The 16434-nt window shown below is 71.3% G+C and carries 16 protein-coding genes; 9 read left to right on the top strand and 7 right to left on the bottom strand.

Going from position 1 to position 16434, the window contains the following annotated elements; genetic code table 11:
• Nucleotides 1–58: 58 nt before the first annotated feature.
• A complete protein-coding gene (locus tag AB5J73_RS13515) occupies nucleotides 59–1258 on the top strand; it encodes an MFS transporter (RefSeq protein ID WP_370970063.1) in 1200 nt (399 codons plus the stop codon).
• Between the two features lie 155 nt (nucleotides 1259–1413).
• Nucleotides 1414–1818 (top strand): SsgA family sporulation/cell division regulator, encoded by a 405-nt coding sequence (locus tag AB5J73_RS13510; protein WP_086855729.1) that lies wholly within the window; start codon nucleotides 1414–1416, stop codon nucleotides 1816–1818.
• Between the two features lie 95 nt (nucleotides 1819–1913).
• Here AB5J73_RS13510 and AB5J73_RS13505 read toward each other — a convergent pair whose 3' ends face one another.
• A complete protein-coding gene (locus AB5J73_RS13505) occupies nucleotides 1914–3017 on the bottom strand; it encodes a S1 family peptidase (RefSeq protein WP_370970062.1) in 1104 nt (367 codons plus the stop codon).
• A gap of 444 nt (nucleotides 3018–3461) precedes the next feature.
• Between AB5J73_RS13505 and AB5J73_RS13500 the strand changes: the two genes are divergently transcribed.
• The 3 genes from AB5J73_RS13500 (at nucleotide 3462) to AB5J73_RS13490 (ending at nucleotide 7552) form a co-directional block, all read left to right on the top strand.
• Entirely contained in the window at nucleotides 3462–6371 is a 2910-nt protein-coding gene (locus tag AB5J73_RS13500) for an AAA family ATPase (protein WP_370970061.1), read from the top strand.
• A gap of 146 nt (nucleotides 6372–6517) precedes the next feature.
• On the top strand, nucleotides 6518–7126 hold the full coding sequence (locus AB5J73_RS13495) for a hypothetical protein (protein ID WP_370973138.1): 609 nt from the start codon (nucleotides 6518–6520) through the stop codon (nucleotides 7124–7126).
• 63 nt (nucleotides 7127–7189) lie between these two features.
• Complete coding sequence (locus AB5J73_RS13490) at nucleotides 7190–7552, top strand: hypothetical protein (protein WP_370970060.1); 363 nt, start codon at nucleotides 7190–7192, stop codon at nucleotides 7550–7552.
• Between the two features lie 33 nt (nucleotides 7553–7585).
• Here AB5J73_RS13490 and AB5J73_RS13485 read toward each other — a convergent pair whose 3' ends face one another.
• The 4 genes from AB5J73_RS13485 to AB5J73_RS13470 form a co-directional block, all read right to left on the bottom strand.
• A complete protein-coding gene (locus tag AB5J73_RS13485; RefSeq protein WP_370970059.1) occupies nucleotides 7586–8311 on the bottom strand; it encodes a G1 family glutamic endopeptidase in 726 nt (241 codons plus the stop codon).
• Nucleotides 8312–8498: 187 nt separating this feature from the next.
• Nucleotides 8499–9554, bottom strand: coding sequence for an ABC transporter substrate-binding protein (locus AB5J73_RS13480; protein ID WP_370970058.1), 1056 nt, complete (start codon nucleotides 9552–9554; stop codon nucleotides 8499–8501).
• 1 nt (nucleotide 9555) lies between these two features.
• Nucleotides 9556–10443, bottom strand: coding sequence for an ABC transporter permease (locus AB5J73_RS13475; protein WP_370970057.1), 888 nt, complete (start codon nucleotides 10441–10443; stop codon nucleotides 9556–9558).
• Nucleotides 10433–11239 carry an ABC transporter ATP-binding protein gene (locus AB5J73_RS13470; protein WP_370970056.1) on the bottom strand — a complete coding sequence of 269 codons (807 nt, stop codon included), beginning with the start codon at nucleotides 11237–11239 and terminating at the stop codon, nucleotides 10433–10435. Before AB5J73_RS13470 ends, AB5J73_RS13475 begins: the two co-directional genes overlap by 11 nt.
• A 191-nt stretch (nucleotides 11240–11430) precedes the next feature.
• Between AB5J73_RS13470 and AB5J73_RS13465 the strand changes: the two genes are divergently transcribed.
• The gene (locus tag AB5J73_RS13465; protein WP_370973136.1) at nucleotides 11431–13008 is read left to right on the top strand and encodes an ATP-binding protein; all 1578 of its coding nucleotides are present in this window, start codon (nucleotides 11431–11433) and stop codon (nucleotides 13006–13008) included.
• A complete protein-coding gene (locus tag AB5J73_RS13460) occupies nucleotides 13005–13664 on the top strand; it encodes a response regulator (RefSeq protein ID WP_370970055.1) in 660 nt (219 codons plus the stop codon). Before AB5J73_RS13465 ends, AB5J73_RS13460 begins: the two co-directional genes overlap by 4 nt.
• A 64-nt stretch (nucleotides 13665–13728) precedes the next feature.
• Here the strand turns inward: AB5J73_RS13460 and AB5J73_RS13455 are convergent, their stop codons facing one another.
• On the bottom strand, nucleotides 13729–14349 hold the full coding sequence (locus tag AB5J73_RS13455; RefSeq protein ID WP_370970054.1) for a hypothetical protein: 621 nt from the start codon (nucleotides 14347–14349) through the stop codon (nucleotides 13729–13731).
• Between the two features lie 91 nt (nucleotides 14350–14440).
• The gene (locus tag AB5J73_RS13450) at nucleotides 14441–15256 is read right to left on the bottom strand and encodes an SDR family oxidoreductase (protein WP_370970053.1); all 816 of its coding nucleotides are present in this window, start codon (nucleotides 15254–15256) and stop codon (nucleotides 14441–14443) included.
• Nucleotides 15257–15389: 133 nt separating this feature from the next.
• On the opposite strand from AB5J73_RS13450, the gene AB5J73_RS13445 reads away from it, so the two are divergent.
• Nucleotides 15390–16187 carry a serine protease gene (locus AB5J73_RS13445; protein ID WP_370970052.1) on the top strand — a complete coding sequence of 266 codons (798 nt, stop codon included), beginning with the start codon at nucleotides 15390–15392 and terminating at the stop codon, nucleotides 16185–16187.
• Nucleotides 16188–16194: 7 nt separating this feature from the next.
• The gene (locus AB5J73_RS13440; protein WP_020642824.1) at nucleotides 16195–16419 is read left to right on the top strand and encodes an RNA-binding S4 domain-containing protein; all 225 of its coding nucleotides are present in this window, start codon (nucleotides 16195–16197) and stop codon (nucleotides 16417–16419) included.
• Nucleotides 16420–16434 lie beyond the last annotated feature (15 nt).

Raw genomic sequence — 16434 nt, 5'->3', positions numbered from 1 at the left:
GTCACCGGTCCGCCGATACCCTGGTCCGCTGTGCACCTGGGGGAAGGGGCTCCGCGCCATGGTTCGGGATCGACGGGTTTTCCTGGCCGCCACGCTGATCGACGCGCTCGGGAGCGGGCTGTGGATGCCGTTCGCGCTGCTCTTCCTCGTGCACGGCCAAGGCCTCGGCCTGGTCGACGCCGGGACGTCGCTGAGCACCGGCGCCCTGCTCGCGCTCGTCAGCGGGCCGGCAACCGGGGCCGCCATGGATCGGTTCGGGCCGCGGGCGCTGCTCGTGGCCGGGAACCTCGTGCGGCTCGGCGCCTTCTGCGCCTACCCGTTCGTGCACAGCAGCTGGCAGGTGGTGGTCGTCTCGGCCGCCGCCGGGTTCGGGGACCGGCTGTTCTGGACCTGCAACGCCCCGATGGCCGCGCGGCTCGCCGGTGGGCGGGACACCGATCGGGTGCTCGCGACGCAGACGGTGGGGCGGTTCGCCGGGGCCGGCGTCGGGGCGGCCGCGATGGCCGTGCTGCCGACCATCACCAGCCCGTGGGCCTTCCACCTGCTCGCGTACGTGAACGCGGCGAGCTTCGCCGCGGCGGCGGTGCTGATCCGGCTGCTCCCCCGTGCCGAGGCGCGCGCGGACCGGCCGGCCGGGAGCTGGCGGGCCGTGCTCGGGGATCGGCCGTTCACCGGTTTCTGCGTCACCCACCTGGCTTTCACGCTCGCCAGCGCGAGCAAGTTCGCCGTGCTGCCGATCGTCGTGCGGGACCTGCTGCGCGGTCCACAGTGGATCTCCGGGACCGCCATCGCGCTCGGGACCGTGGTCGTGGTCACGACGCAGCGCCCGATCGTCGCGGTGCTGGCCCGCCGCAGCCGCACCGCCGGGCTGATCGGGGCCGCGGTGCTGTTCGCGGCCTGCTTCGCGCTGCTGATCCCGCTGGAGGCCGTTCCGCTGGGCGTCGCCACCGGGTTGATCCTGGTCGCCAGCGTCGGCTTCTCGGTCGCGGAGGCGATGTTCGGCCCGACCGCCACCGCGGCCGCCGCCGAAGCCGCGCCGCCCGGGGCCGAAGGGCGGGCCAGCTCGATCTTCCAGCTCTCCTGGGGGCTGCCGGTGGCGCTCGCGCCCGGCTTGCTGTCCTTGCTGCTCACCGCGGGCAACGCGCTGACCTGGTCGGTGCTGGCGCTGACCTGCGCTTCCGCCGTCCCGGCCCTGCTCGCGCTGCGGAAACGGCTGCCGGGCGCGCTGCGCGAGCCGTCACCACCCGTGCCCGCGTGAGCGCAAGGGGTATGTGCCCGGCGTTACACCACAATGGACGGATGCAACCGATCAAGTGAACGTGAAGCTTTCTCCGTCATGACCGTCGGCCCTGGTCATCTCCTTGCCGAACAGTTCGCGCCGCGCGAACCGACCGCGAGACTCCAGGAGGGGCCGTGCACACCGACGCCGTACACCAGAGCCAGTTCGTGCTGCTGAACGAGAGCACCACGCCCGTCCTGTCGCGCCTGTCCTACCACGTGCACGAGCCGTTCGCGGTGACCGTGGCCTTCCGGACCGAGCGCGGCCGGTGGATCGAGTGGACCTTCGCGCGTGACCTCCTCGTGTCCGGGCTCGACGAGCCCACCGGTCTCGGCGACGTCCGGATCCGCCCGGACCTGTCCGAGGACGAAGACTTCCTCACCCTGGAAATCGAGTCACCGGACGGCTATGCGTCGTTCGAGCTGGAGCGCGAAGACATCCGGACGTTCCTCGAAGCGTCCTACGAGCTGGTGCCGCTCGGCGAAGAGAGCGCGCACTTCGACGTCGACGGGCTGATCGAGGAGATCAGCAACGTCTGACCCCGAAACCTCCCAATCCCGCGGCGAGGAACGAAGGGCGGGGTTTCGAGTGCGCTGGAGGCACTCGAAACCCCGCCCTTTCGCGTGTCCGCCGATCAGCTGGTCTTGAGGGTGGTGCCGGTGCCGGACAGCGCGCCGGCGATCGGGTAGAAGTACGTCACGGACGTGTTGCCGCCGGACAGGACGCCCTGCGCGTAGTTGCCGGCGATGAAGCCGCCGCCCGAGTCACCCGCGGCCGAGCGGACGTTGGTCGCGGTCATGCCGTTGACCGTGCCCTCGGCGTAGCGGACGCTCTGGTTCTTGGCGCCGATGGTGCCGCAGGTCCAGCCGGTGGTCGAGCCGGCCTTGCAGACCGACGAGCCGGTCGCGGCGTTCGACGACCCGCGCACCGCGGTGCCGTTGTTCATCTGCGCGACCGGGGTCCAGCTGCTGTTGGTCCGGACCGCCGCGTAGTCGACACCCGGGAACCGGTAGGTGATCCAGCTGCCGAGCGCCGCGCCGTTCGACCCGGTCAGCGAGCCGCCGCCGGTGAGGGCGCCGCAGTGGCCGGCGGTGACGAAGCCGGTGGTGGTCGCGAAGCCGACCGAGCAGCGCGACGAGCCGCCGATGTAGTAGGCGTCACCACCACGGATGTTGGCGTGCAGCGTCGGTTTCGCGGCCGCGTCGAGGATCGTGACCGACGACTTGTCCACACCGGACTGGGTGAGGAAGGCGTCGGCGGCGGCGCGCTGACCCTGCAGCACCGACAGCGTTACGCGGTTGGTGGTGGAGTCGACGCCCCAGCCGGTGATCGCGTACGGCGCCGAGGCGTCCCGCGCGTTCAGGGTGTCCACAGTGGAGTCGAGCTGGCGGGCGCTGAACTTCACGACCTCCGCCTCGGCCCCGGCTTCGCGGATCTTGGCGACCGCGGCGGCGTTCGTCGTCTGGATGTGCGCCTTGCCCGTGGCCGCGTTGTAGGTGGCCCCGCCGAAGGCGTCGCCGAGCGTCGCGCTGACGGCCTCGGTGACCTTGTTCGCGACTTCCTCGCTCTTCAGCCGCGTCAGCACCTGGTCGTGGGTCAGGCCGAGGTCGCGCTGCATCGCGGGCACGATGTCCGGGTTCAGCAGGTCCTGGCCCGACGCGGGGACGGCGGTCGCGGCGAGCACGCCCGTCGCCATGACCGCGGTGGCAGCGGCACCGAGAAGTCTCGCGATCTTCATGCTTCTCCCTAGTTGGTTACGCGCGGCTCCGCACCGGCCACGCAGTGGTACTCACCCGGCTGAGCGTCCCCGCAGTGGGCGTTACGGTGCAATCCGGGCGCCCGGCGAATGGGTATACGCATTCACCCCGGACGTATCCCCTGCTCCAAGCGGTCCCGAACCCGGCATGTCACCCGGTCGGACAGGTCCTTAAGTAGGGTTTCCGTGAACTACTTTCGGTAGCCGGGACACCAACCGGAACGAGCTAAGTGCCCCCGGAACGCGGGAAACGCCGAGGTTTCGCACGCACTGTGCACCAGAACCGGCGGATCCCTCGGCAAACCAGTGACAGCGGGTAGGCGGACGTGTGACGGCGGTACCGACCACCTATTCGGTTAATGGTTTACGGGACGATCAGCGCTGCTTAGGCTCCCGCGCACAGTGCCGGAGCGCCGAGGAGGTCATATGTGGTTGACCGCTCCCCGCCCCACTTCCGTCTCCGTCCGGTCCGGACCCGCCCGGCTGACCGGCCGCGACGCCGAACTGGACGCCATCGTCGACGTGCTCCAGCACCGGCCGGCGGCGGTGCTGATCGAGGGTGAACCCGGCATGGGCCGGACCCGGTTGCTCGCGGAGATCGCGCGGCGCAAGGAGTTCGACGGCGGCCGCGTGCTCACCGGGGCCTGCCAGCCGCTGCGGGAACCCTTTCCCTACGGGCCCGTCCTGGAAGCGCTTCGCGCGGTCGGCGACACGCCGCTCGGCCCGCTCAGCCCGGTCGCCGGCGTGCTGCGGCCGTTGCTGCCGGAGCTCGCGGAAGCGCTTCCCCCGCGGCCCGAGCCGTTGGCCGACCCGGTTGCCGAGCGCCACCGCGTGTTCCGCGCGGTGCGGGAGGTCCTGGCCGCCTGCGGGCCGGCGCTCGTGCTGATCGACGACCTCCAGTGGGCCGACGAGGACACCCGCGACCTCATGCGGTTCCTCGCCGGCGCGATGCCGCCCGAACTGGCCGTCGTTGCCACCTACCGGTCCGCGACCGATGTCCGGCCCGGCCCGCTCGGCGCCCCGTTCCGGACCGACCCGGCCGTGCACTCCGCCCGCGTGGCGCTGGGCGCGCTCGACGTCGCCGCCGTGCGCGGGCTGGCCGTCGAAATCCTCGAACTGCCCCGGGTCACCGACGAGTTCGCGGCGAAGCTGCACGAGTGCACCGCCGGGATCCCGTTCGTGGTCGAAGAAACCCTGCGGGCGCTCAAGGAAGCGGCCGACCGCCTGCCGGTCGGCGAAGTGCTTTCCGACCGGTTGCTGGAGAACCTCGAAGTGCCGGTGCTGCTGCGGGAAGCCGTCACCGAACGGCTTTCCGCGCTGCCCGAGCCGGCGGTGCGGCTGGCCGGGGCGGCCGCGGTGCTCGGCGTCGGCGCCGAAGCCGCGGTGCTCGGCGAGCTGGCCGGGCTCGCCGACGACCTCCTCCGCACCGCCCTGCTGGCCGCGTTGTCGGGCGGGGTGCTCGGCGAAGTCGGCGACGGCAAGTACGGCTTCCGGCACCCGCTCGCGCGCAAGGCGGTCTACGACACGGTGAGCGGACCCGAACGTGCCTTGCTGCACGCGCAAGCGATCCGCGTGCTCGCCGCGCAGCCGGCCCCACCGCTCACGCTGCTGGCCCGCCACTCCCGCGCGGCCGGGCGCGTCGACCAGTGGCGGCACTACGCGGAAGCGGCTGCCGACGAAGCGGTCACGCGCGGCGAGACGTCGCGGGCGATCGACCTGCTGCAGTCGGTGCTCGCCGAACCCGGGCCGGCGCAGGCGGACGCCGGGCGCGTGGCGGGCAAGCTGAGCCAGGTCGCGCTGCGGGGCTTCCGCCCCGACGTGATCGGCACGCTCGAGCGCGTCCTCGAAGAGGTGGCGCTGCCGCCGTCGGTCCGCGGCTCGATCCGGCTGAGCCTCGGCATGCTGCTGGTCCGGACCATCGGCGGCCTCGGCCGCGGCCGCCTCGAAGTCGAGCGCGCGATCGGCGAGCTGACCGACCGGCCCGACCTCGCCGCGCGCGGGATCACGCTGCTCGCCCAGCCGATCGACGGGCTGACGCCGTTGTCGTGGCACGAATCCTGGCGCGCCCGCGCGGGCGAGGTGTACGAGCGGCTCGACGACCCCGAGCTGCGGCTCGCGCTGACCGCCGACCGCATCGCGGCCGCGTCGCACGTCGGCGACGGCTCGGCGTGGGCGGAGTTCGAAGCGCTGTCGGACACCGTCGGCACGGTCGCCGAGCGCGTCCAGCTGGCCCGGCTGTGGTGCAACCTCGCCGACGGGCAGTCGTGGGCCGGGCACCTCGAACGCGCGGACCGGCTGGTCACCGAGGGCGTGCGGCGCGCGACCGACGCCGGCGCGCTGTACGCGATCGGGCTGATCCAGGGCACCCGCGTCCGGCTGGACTGGGTGCGCGGGCGCTGGACCGGCCTCGCCGAAGCCGCCGAGCAGCTGCGGGACAGCTACCCGGAGCTCGGCCCGATCGTCATGGAGTCGTCGCTGGTGCTCGGCGGGCTCGCGGCCGTGCGCGGGGAGTTCGCCGCGGCGCAGCGGCACCTGGCCGCGGCGAGCGTGCACGCGCCGGACCGCGGGCCGATCCCGGTGGTGCTCTCGGCCGCCGGCGTGCTGATCTCGGTCCTGCTGGCGACCGACGACGTCGACGGCGCCTGCGCGGCGGCCGACACGGCGGTGGCCGCGGCCGGGCGCAAGGGCGTCTGGATCTGGGCGGCGGCGCTGGTCCCGGCGGCGGCGGAGGCGTACGCGCGGGCCGGGCGCTGGCCGGAGGCCGACAGCGTGGTCGAGGCGTTCGCCCGCGGCATCGAGGACCGCGACGCCCCGGTGGCCGCGGCCGCCCTGCTGGCCGGGCGCGCGGTGCTGCTGGAGGCGCGGGGCAAGCACCTGGCCGCGGCGACGCTGTTCGACGAAGCCGCGTCGGGGTACACGGTCCTGCCGATGCCCTACCCGGCGACGGCGATGCGGGAACGAGCCGCGATGTGCCGGCTGGCGGCGGGCAACCGCGACGCCGTCGAAGAGCTGACCGCGGCCGCCGAGGCGTACGAGCAGCTGGGCGCGACGCGGGATGCCGGACGCTGCCGCCACCAGCTGCGCGAACACGGCGCGTGGGCGCCTTCGCAACGCGGGCGGCGCGGCTACGGGAGCGAGCTGTCGCCGCGGGAGCGCGAAGTCGCGCGGATGCTCGCGGAGGGGCGGACGAACCGCGAGATCGCCGACGGGCTGTTCCTGTCCCCGCGGACGGTGGAGCAGCACGTGGCGAAGGTGCTCCGGAAGCTCGGCGCGCGCTCCCGCACGGACGTGGCCCGCAAGCTGCCAGGCGACTTCGCCACCGCCCCCGCCAGCTGACCCGTCCCGCACTTTCACGTGAAAGTGCCGACCTGGGGGCCGCACTTTCACGTGAAAGTGCGGCGAGGGCCTAGCGTGAGGCGGTGACAGAAGAGGCACTTCCCGCGTGGCGCCGGCGGACCTCCGGCGAGACCCGCTGGCCGGCGATGGGCGTCGTCGTGGTCACGCTCGTGCTGCAGGTCGCCCTGCCCGACGACATGGCGCTGCACCCGCAGTGGCTGCTGCCCGCGGTGTCGGCGCTGCTCGTGGTGGCGCTGCTGCTGGTCAACCCGGGGCGGATGAGCCAGTTCAGCGCGGTCGAACGGGTCATCTCGCTGCTGCTGGTCGCCGCCGTGACCGCGGTGAACGCCGGCTCCGCGGTGACGCTCGTCTACCGCATCGCGGCCGGCACGATCGGCGCCCACGCCGGCGCCGTGCTGGTCACCGGCGGGATCGTCTACTGGACGAACATCGTCGCCTTCTCCCTCTGGTACTGGGAGTTCGACCGCGGCGGCCCGGGCCGGCGGGCGGCCGGCCGGGCGGAGTTCCCCGACCTGCAGTTCCCGCAGATGGCCGACCCGGGCCTGGCGCACCAGGACTGGGAACCGTCCTACTTGGACTACCTGTACTTCTCGTTCACCAACGCGGCCGCCTTCAGCCCCACCGACGTCATGCCGCTGCGGATCTGGGCGAAGCTGACGATGATGCTGCAGGCCGTCATCTCCCTGATCCTCGCGGTGATGGTGGTCGCCTGGGCGATCAACAACCTGAAGTAACTGTCGACTTCCTGACAATTGACGACCACCCGAAACCTCGGCGACCCTTGAACCGAGCAGCCGATGTCGCGCCCGAAGCCCGGCCGGCTGACCGCGCTCGCGGTCGACGGCGTCTCGGACGCGCTCACCGCGACGCGGTACATCCACGAGGTCCTGCGGCAGAAGGAACCGCTGGACGCCGTGTTCCCGGACATCGAGATGCCCGGGTTGAACGGCCTCGACCTCGCCCGGATGATCGCCCGGTTCGCCGAGGTCACCACGGCCAACGGCGTGTTCTCCGTGCGGGTGCCGGTTTCGGTGCTGACCTCCGACTGGGCCGCCGCCGGGTTCGTCCGGGTCGACGACCGGCAGTGGGTGGCCGCCGAGCACGTGGACGTGCGGGCCGAGGTGAGCACGAAGGTCACCGTGCGGCTGCCCAAGATCTGACGCCCCCGGTGGGCACCGGGGGCGTCACGACTTTCAGTGCCGCGAGATCGTGAAGCTCTGCCCGTCCGAGCCGATGGCGCCCGGGATCCAGGTGTTCGTGCCGCGGTCGTCGGCGTTCAGCGCGGACGGGCTGGTCGACGCCAGGTTCGTCCCGTTGAACTTGACGCCGGTGAAGGTGATGCCGCCCGAGATCGTCGGGTAGGAGTCGGTCGGGGATTCGATGATCGCCTCCGCCGACGCGTGCTTCGAGGTCAGGGACTTCGTGGTGGTCTTCGTCCAGCCCTTGGTGGTGTCGGACAGGTCGAGGCGGTAGGTGTTCGTGGCGGTGCGCGTCACCGTCGCGGTGATGTGGTCGCCCGCGCTCACCGACACGTTGTAGTACACCGGGGCGGCCGGGTACATCTCGTACCAGGCGGAATAGACCGGACGCCCGCTGGAGCAGTCCGTTTCGACGCCGGTCTGCTCCACTGTGGACGATCCGTCGCCGTCGATGCCGACCCAGGGTGCGAACAGGTCGTTGCTCGACCGGCAGGTCACGGTCGGCTCGGTCCAGCTCGCGGTCGCCGTCGTGAAGCTGCCGAAGCTGACGTAGCCGCCCCAGTTGCCGCCGGAGAACTGGTGGCCGTGGAAGTGTTCGTCAAAAGAGTGGGAGCCGTATTCGACGGCGGCGTGCGCGGTGCCCGAAACCGCGAGGCCGGCGGCGGCCGCGGCGACCGCCGTGAGGACTCGGGCAGCGCGCGACGAAAGGATTCTGGACATGCGGGGACTCCGTTCACCGATGGGGACCGGGAAAACCGTGTCCTCAAGTGTTGGAGCCGCACCGAAAAGAAGGTAGCTACTTTCGAATGGTCTTCACATTGTCCGAAAGGACCCGTGAAGGCCTTCGCGGGGGAAAAGGCCTTCACGGGTCGATATCGCTCACCAACCGCCCGGACAGGTGAGCGGGCTACTGCGCCGCCTGGGCGTGCGCCGCGTCCACGAACTTCGTCGTGTACGTCTGCGAAAGGTCGATCTTGTCCTTTTTCGGCTTGACGTTGCTCGACGACTCGCCCAGCACCTTCAGCACGTTCTGGGCGCCCGCCGCGTCCATCCGGCCGTCCTTCGTGAACATCGGCAGGCTGTCCTTGAGCGACTTCACGTACAGCGCCTTGTCCCCGCCGGCGAACGACGGCGGCATGATGTCGGCGACTTGTTCCGGTGTGTGCGTCGAAATCCATTTCAGGGTCTCGACGTACGCATTGGCCAGTTTCTGCACGATGTCCGGATACCGCTTCACGATTTCGCAGCCCATGTACAGCGAACTCGCCGGGTACAAACCACCCAAAGCGGCTTTCGTGCCTTCGACGGTGCGCATCTCGTAGAGCACCTTGGCCTGCCCGGTGTTGGTCAGCTGCGCGATCGTCGGGTCGGTGGTCATCCCGGCGTCGATCGAACCCTGGTTCATCGCCGAGATGAACGTCTGCCCGGCGCCGACCTTGACCGGCGTGTAGTCCTTCGAGCTGACGCCGCCGCGCGCGGCCAGCGCCTTGGTCAGGAAGTCGGTCGACGAGCCCAGGGACGTGACGCCGAGGTTGCGGCCCTTGAAGTCCTTGCCGGACTTGATCTCGCCCGCCTTGCCGGTCGCGACCATCTCGGCCTCGCCCGGCACGTTCGCGAACTGCACGACGCTCTGGATGCACTGCTCCTTGGCCTGCAGGTCGATCGTGTGGTCGTAGAACCCGACCACCCCCTGCACCTCGCCGGCCAGCAGCGACGTCTCGGCGTTCGCGCCCGAGGGCTGGTCGAACAGCTCGACGTCGAGGCCCTGCCGCTGGTACGCGCCGATCTGCTGCGCCAGCTGCCCGGGCAGGTAGATGACCTTCGAGATGCCACCGATCATGATCTTGATGTGCGGCCGCCCGGTGGTGCCGAGCGCGATTTCCCGCGAGTCCCGGCACCCGGTGAGCCCGGCCGCGGCGACCGCGATCGCGGCCACCACGCCGATCGTCCTCTTCCAGCGCATGTCAGACCGCCTTGATCGCGGCTTCGGAGGCGGACGGCGGCCGCCAGCGCAGCAGCCTGCCTTCGAGGGAGCTGATCCCCCACTCGGCCAGCAGCGCGACCACCGTGATGATCAGCATCCCGGCGTACACGCCCGCGGTGTCGAACGTGCCTTGCGCGTTGGCGATCAGGAAGCCCATGCCGGCCTTGGCGCCGGTGTACTCGCCGACCACCGCGCCGATCAGCGCGAAGCCGAACGCGACGTGCAGCGACGACAGGATCCACGACGTCGCGCTCGGCAGCACGATCGACTTGAGCACCTGGCCGCGGGTCGCGCCGAGGATGCGCGCGTTGTCGATCAGGTTCCGGTCGACCTCGCGGGCGCCGGTGAAGGCGTTGAAGAACACCGCGAAGAACACGAGCACGACGACGGTCGCGACCTTCGACGACAGCCCGAGCCCGAACCAGATCACGAACAGCGCGGCGAGCACGATGCGCGGCAACGCGTTGGCGGCCTTGATGAACGGCGCCAGCACCTGCGCGAGGTACGAGCTGCGGCCGAGGATCACGCCGAGCACGACACCGGCGATCGCGCCGATGACGAACCCGATCGCGGCCTCCTCGACGGTCACCAGGACCTGGTACCAGATCGAGCCGAAGTCGGTGCCGGTGGAGAACCACTCGACCAGCCGCTCCCAGATCTTCGACGGCTTCGAGTAGAAGAACGGGTCGATCCAGTACGTGGCGGTCAGCTCCCAGCTGCCCAGCCAGACGACGACGATCGCCAGGCGCAGCAGCCAGATGTTGCGCTTGCGCTTCGCGGAAGCCTGCTTCGCGCGGGCCAGGATGTCCTGCTCGGTCTCGAGGACCGGGAGCGGCGCGGACGGGGCCGCGGGGGTCTCAAGCGACATTGCTCGCTCCCTTCTCACGGGCCTTGTCGACCTCGCTGCGCAGTGATTCCCAGATGTCCGCGTAGAGCTTGCGGAAGTCCTCGGTGAGCCGCAGGTCCTCGACCTTCCGCGGCCGCTCCAGCGGGATTTCGAAGACGTCCTTCACGGTGGCCGGCGACGTCGTCAGCACGACGACCTTGTCCGCCAGCGCGATGGCCTCGTCGAGGTCGTGCGTCACGAAGATCACCGCGGCCCCCGAACCCGACCACAGCCGCAGCAGCTCGTCCTGCATCAGCGCCCGCGTCTGGACGTCCAGCGCCGAGAACGGCTCGTCCATCAGCAGGATCTTCGGCTTGGTGACCAGCGTCTGGGCCAGCGCGACGCGCTTGCGCATGCCGCCGGAAAGCTGGTGCGGGTAGTACTTCTCGAAGCCCGCGAGCCCGACGCGGGCGATCCAGTCGACGGCCTGCGCGCGGGCCTCGGCCTTCGGCACGCCGCGGAAGCGCGGGCCGGAGGCGACGTTCTCCAGCACGGAGCGCCACGGCATCACGGCGTCGGTCTGGAACATGTAGCCGACCCCGTCCGGGATGGACTTCACGTCCTCGCCGTTCACCCGCACCCGGCCGGCGGACGGCGGCTGCAGCCCGGAGACCAGCGAGAGCGTCGTCGACTTGCCGCAGCCCGTCGGGCCGACCACGGCGACGAACTCGCCGGGCTGCACGGTCATGGTCAGATCGCGGACGGCCGTGTGCACGGAACCGGACCCGCTCGGGAACCGTTTGGTGGCTCCGGTGAGTTCGATCAGTGGGGGAACCATGGGGAGGTGACTCCTTCGTCACGTGGTGGGGCTCACGTTGGGAAGGGACGTTAAGCAGCCGTTGCTTCGAGGTGAAGCTTGTCGACGTTCTCCGCGCGAGCTGTGCGTTCTGAATGATTTGCTCATTTAGCGCACTGCCGTGACCTGGGGGTATGTTCCCAGCCATGCCAAAGTGGGCGCTCTTCCCGCGGATGCGGTTCAGCAGGCAGGTGCTGCTGCTGCAGATCGGCGTGGTGGCCCTGGTCGTCGGGCTCGGCGTCGCGCTGGTCAGCGTTCTGCTGCGGAACACCCTCACCGACCAGTACGGGCTGCGCGCGCTGGCCATCGCGAAGTCCGTCGCGGCGGACCCGGTCGTGATCGCGAACGCCGCCGCTAAGGTCCCCGGCGGCCCGCTCGAGGACCGCGTCCTCGCCGTCACGAAGGTCAACGAAGCCCTGTTCGTGGTGATCACCGACGACAAGGGCATCCGGCTCGCCCACCCGACGCGCTCCGAGATCGGCAAGCCGGTGAGCACGTCGCCGGAGCGGGCGCTCGCCGGGCAGGACGAGATCAGCGCGGTGCAGAGCGGCACGCTCGGCTTGTCCGTGCGCAGCAAGACCCCGATCTGGCAGGGGCGGCGCGTGGTCGGCGAGGTCAGCGTCGGCTTCGACGTGGCCGACCCGACCGGCGACTTCAACCAGCTCCTGGTGATCACGCTCGTGTTCGCCGGCGGGGCGCTGCTGCTCGGCGCGGGCGCGTCGGCCCTGCTGAACCGGCGGCTGCGGCGCGTCACGCACGGGCTCGAGCCGCACGAACTGACCGAGCTGCTCTACGAACGCGAAGCCGTGCTGCACGGGATCGGCGAGGGCGTGCTCGCCGTGGACGAGGCCAACCGCGTCTCGGTCCGCAACGACGAGGCCGAACGCCTGCTCGGCACCGAGCTCCCGATCGGCGCGGCGCTGGCGGAGCTCGAACTCAGCCCGCGGCTGCACAAAGCCGTCGGCGAAGGACGGCCGGTCGACAACCTCCTGGCCGTGGCCGGGAACCGCGTGCTGGTCGTCAATTCGCGCGCGGTCCGGCTGGACGACCGGCCGATCGGCACGGTGCTGACCTTCCGCGACCGCACCGACCTCGACGCGCTCACCCGCGAGCTCGACGGCATCCGCGCGCTGTCCGACGGCCTGCGCGCGCAGCGGCACGAGTTCGCCAACCGGCTGCACACGCTCTACGGGCTGCTCCAGCTCGGCCACCACACCGAGGCCGTCGAGTACCTGCAGACGCTGACGGACTCGCCGTCGGCGCGGCCGAGCGAGCTGGGCGACGCCGTCGCCGACCCGTACCTGCAGGCGCTGCTCGTCGCGAAAACCGAGCAGGCGCAGGAAAAGGGCCTCACGCTCAAGCTCGCCGACGACACCTGGGTGCCCACGGCGGTGACCGACCCGATCGCGGCGAACACCGTGATCGGCAACCTCGTCGACAACGCCCTGCACGCCGCGCGGATGGGCCCGCGACGGCCCGCGACGGTGGAAATCAGCCTGCTGGCCGAGGGCGGCACGCTGCACGTGTCCGTTGTGGACAGTGGGCCCGGCGTGCCGGAAGACCTGCGGCGGACGTTGTTCGACGAAGGCGTCTCGACGAAGATCGCGCCCGGCCACGGCCTCGGCCTGGCGCTCGCCCGGCAGGCCGCGCGCGCCCACGGCGGCGACGTCTGGCTGGCCGACCCCGGTACGGGCGAGACAGGTGCCCTGTTCGTCGCCAAGCTGCCCGGAACGCTGACGGAGGACCGATGATCCGCACGCTCATCGTCGACGACGACTTCCGGGTCGCCGGCGTGCACGCCGGGTTCGTCGAGGAGGTCGACGGCTTCGCGGTGGTCGGCACCGCGCACACCGCCGCCGAGGCGCGCGCCCGCGTCCGCGAGCTCTCGCCGGACCTGGTCCTGCTCGACGTCTACCTGCCCGACGAGTCCGGTCTCGCGGTGCTCCCCGAGCTGCAGACGGACACGATCGTGCTGTCCGCGGCGACCGACAGCGCGTCGGTGGCCGCGGCGATCCGGGCCGGCGCGCTGAACTACCTGATCAAGCCGTTCACCACCCGCCAGCTCGCGGAGCGGCTGACGTCGTACGCGCGCTTCCGCGGTCTGCTCGCCGAGGACCGGGCCTTCGCACAGGACGACGTCGACCGCGCGTACCGGGTGCTGCACGACCAGGACCGGACGTCCGCGCCGAAGGGCCAGTCGACGGCGACGTCCCGCCTGGTTTCCGAGCAGCTGCGGCTCGCGGGGCGTCCGTTGTCGGCGGCCGAAGTCGCGGGCGAGCTGGGCATGGCGCGGGCGACGGCGCAGCGGTACCTGACCGCGCTGGCGGAGTCGGGGACGGTCCAGATGCGGCTGCGCTACGGCGCCACCGGGCGCCCCGAGCACGAATACCGCTGGTCCGGCGCCTGAGGCGGTGACATCCGGGGCTCCGCCCCGGGCCGGGGGCTCCGCCACCCGGAACCCCCGAAAGCAGTCAGCGGCCGCCCGCCTGGCCGCCGTAGTGCTGCATCATGCTTTCGGCGACGTCGACCCAGGCCTGGACGGGGTTCGTGGTCGAGGTCGGCGTGGTGGACGACGGCAGGTCGACCCGCGCCTCTTCTTCCTGCGAAGGCTTCTTGGGCTGCGGTTTCGCCTGCGCCTGGACCTGCCTCGGCGCCGGCTTCGCGGGCACCGGCACGAACACGGTCTTCGGCGGCGGCGCGACCGCCGGCGCCTGCGGGGCCGGCGGCTGGGGTGCGGGAGCCGCCGCGACGGCCGGGCGCGCGTCGAGCTGGGCGACGTCGTCGGCGGGGGCCGGCGAGAACAACCCGCCGGTGAACAGGCCGCCGCCCAGCCACCCGGCCGCGACGAGCAGCACCGCGGCGCCGCTGCCCAGCCACGTGCGGGCGCGGCGCCGGATCACCACGGACTTCGGCCGCAGGTCCTGGTCGCACACCGGCGGCCGGGTGTAGATCGGCTCGCTCGCTTCGACGTCGTCGTCGGTGCGGCGGCGCCGGGGCAGGCTCGCCGCGACGATGCCGGTGCGATCCAGCAGTTCGACCGCGGTGCGGTCGCTGGACGGACGGGTCGCACTGCGTGGTGCGGTGCGAAGCATCGGGACCTCCGGGGCGGGTGGCTCGCGGACCCCACGCATTCTGGACCATTTCGGACGACGCTGTCAGAAACGCAACCCCAATGAGTGAACGTCATTCCATCTGCTTCAGCCCGAGCCGGGCCAGCACCGCCAGCGGACGTTGGTAGGCGGAGCCGAGGACGCGTGGGATGGCGTCGATGACGTAGGCGTCCGGTCCGATGAGGATCCGCGCGGACTTCCGTTCCACCCCGCGGAGGATCGTCTCCGCCGCCTTCTCCGGCGTGGTGTGGGCGATCCGCTCGAAGCCGCGCGCGGCCTTCTCCTGGTCGCCGGCGTCGCTGCGCGCGTTGCGCACGATGTTGGTCTTGATCCCGCCCGGGTGCACGCAGCTCACCGCGACCGGGTGGCGCGCGATCAGCATTTCTTCGCGCAGCGCTTCGGTGAACCCGCGGACCGCGAACTTCGCCGCGTTGTACGCGCTCTGCGTCGGCACGCCGACGAAACCGAACACGCTGGAAATGTTGACGACGTGCCCGTCGCCGGAAGCGATGAGGTGCGGCAGGAACGCCTTCGTGCCGTTCACGACGCCGCCGAGGTTGATGCCCATCAGCCAGTCGTAGTCCTCGAAGGACATTTCCTCGACGGTCGCGCCGAGGGCCACGCCCGCGTTGTTCACGATGACGTTCGCCCCACCGAAGTCGCTGACGACCTCCTCGGCGTGGGCGAGCACGGCGGCCCGGTCGGCGACGTCGAGGGTGTACGCGCGGGCGTTGTCGCCGGCCAGCTTCGCCGTCTCCGCCGCGTTGTCGGCGTTGACGTCGGAAAGCGCGACGCGCGCACCGCGCCGGGCGAACTCCAGCGCCAGCGCGCGGCCGATCCCCGAGCCCGCCCCGGTGATCACCACGACCTTGTCCCCGAACCGCTTCATGGTCCCTCCCTGGGTGTTACTCGTGAGTTACGGATACTAGCGGCTGTGAGCTTGCTGTGGGTGCGCCGATTGTGTCGGTGCGACGCCTTATGGTGATCTGGTCGGAACGCCGGGACGAACGGACGAGGAGGCGATGCGCGTGCGGCGGACGGCCGTTCTGCTCAGCGTGGCCGCGATCCTGCTGCTCGGCGCGGCGTTCGTGATCTTCGTGGACCACCAGCCGCGGTCCGCGGACGCCACCACGTCCGGCACGGTCGAGGCCGCGCCCGCATCGACGCGCGACCTGCCGGCGGTGTCGAGCCCGGCGGTCGGCGCGCTGTTCGTCGAAGGCATGCACTACTGCACGGCCAGCGTCGTGCACAGCGACCAGGGCGACGTGCTGCTGACCGCGGCCCACTGCATCCACGACGGCGAGGGCGGCGGCTACCTCACCGGCGTCACCTTCGCGCCCGGCTACCACGACGGCGTCGCGCCGTTCGGCTTCTGGACGGTGTCCGACGAGCTCGTCGCGCCCGGGTGGAGCGCGTCGTCGGACCCGGACCTCGACGTCGGCTTCGCGACCGCGCACCAGGCGGGCGCGACGCAGACCCTGGAGGGCCTGGTCGGCGCGAACACCCTCGCCACCGGCACCGGGTTCGAGCAGGCCATCACGCTCACCGGCTACCCGGACGACTCCGAAGTGCCCGCGGTCTGCGAGAACACCACCAGCCAGCAGGACACCTACCAGCTGAAGGTGGCCTGCGCGGGCTTCCCGACCGGCACCAGCGGCGGCCCGTGGGTCACCGGCCAGGACCCGAAGACCCGGCTCGGCACGGTCATCGGCGTCATCGGCGGCTTCGAGTACGGCGGCGACGACCCCGACACGTCGTACTCGAGCTACTTCGACACCGACGTGCAGGCCCTCTACCGGCAGACGACCGCCCGGGCATGATGCGGGTATGAGCGATCCCGTCGACGTACCCATCACCGGCGAGCCGATCCGGCTCGGCCAGTTCCTCAAGCTGGCCGGCCTCGCCGAAGACGGCTCCCACGCCAAGGACCTGATCGACGCGGAGGAGGTCACCGTCAACGGCGAGGTGGAGACCCGCCGCGGCCGCCAGCTGACCGACGGCGACGTCGTGGCCGTGGGCCCCGACCGCGGCAAGGTCATCCTGGTCCACTGAGCCCGCACCCAAGCC

This window comes from Amycolatopsis sp. cg9, assembly GCF_041346945.1.
Taxonomy (GTDB): Bacteria; Actinomycetota; Actinomycetes; order Mycobacteriales; family Pseudonocardiaceae; genus Amycolatopsis.
Note: the sequence above shows the minus strand (reverse complement) of the source record. Positions and strands in the feature narration are given on the sequence as shown.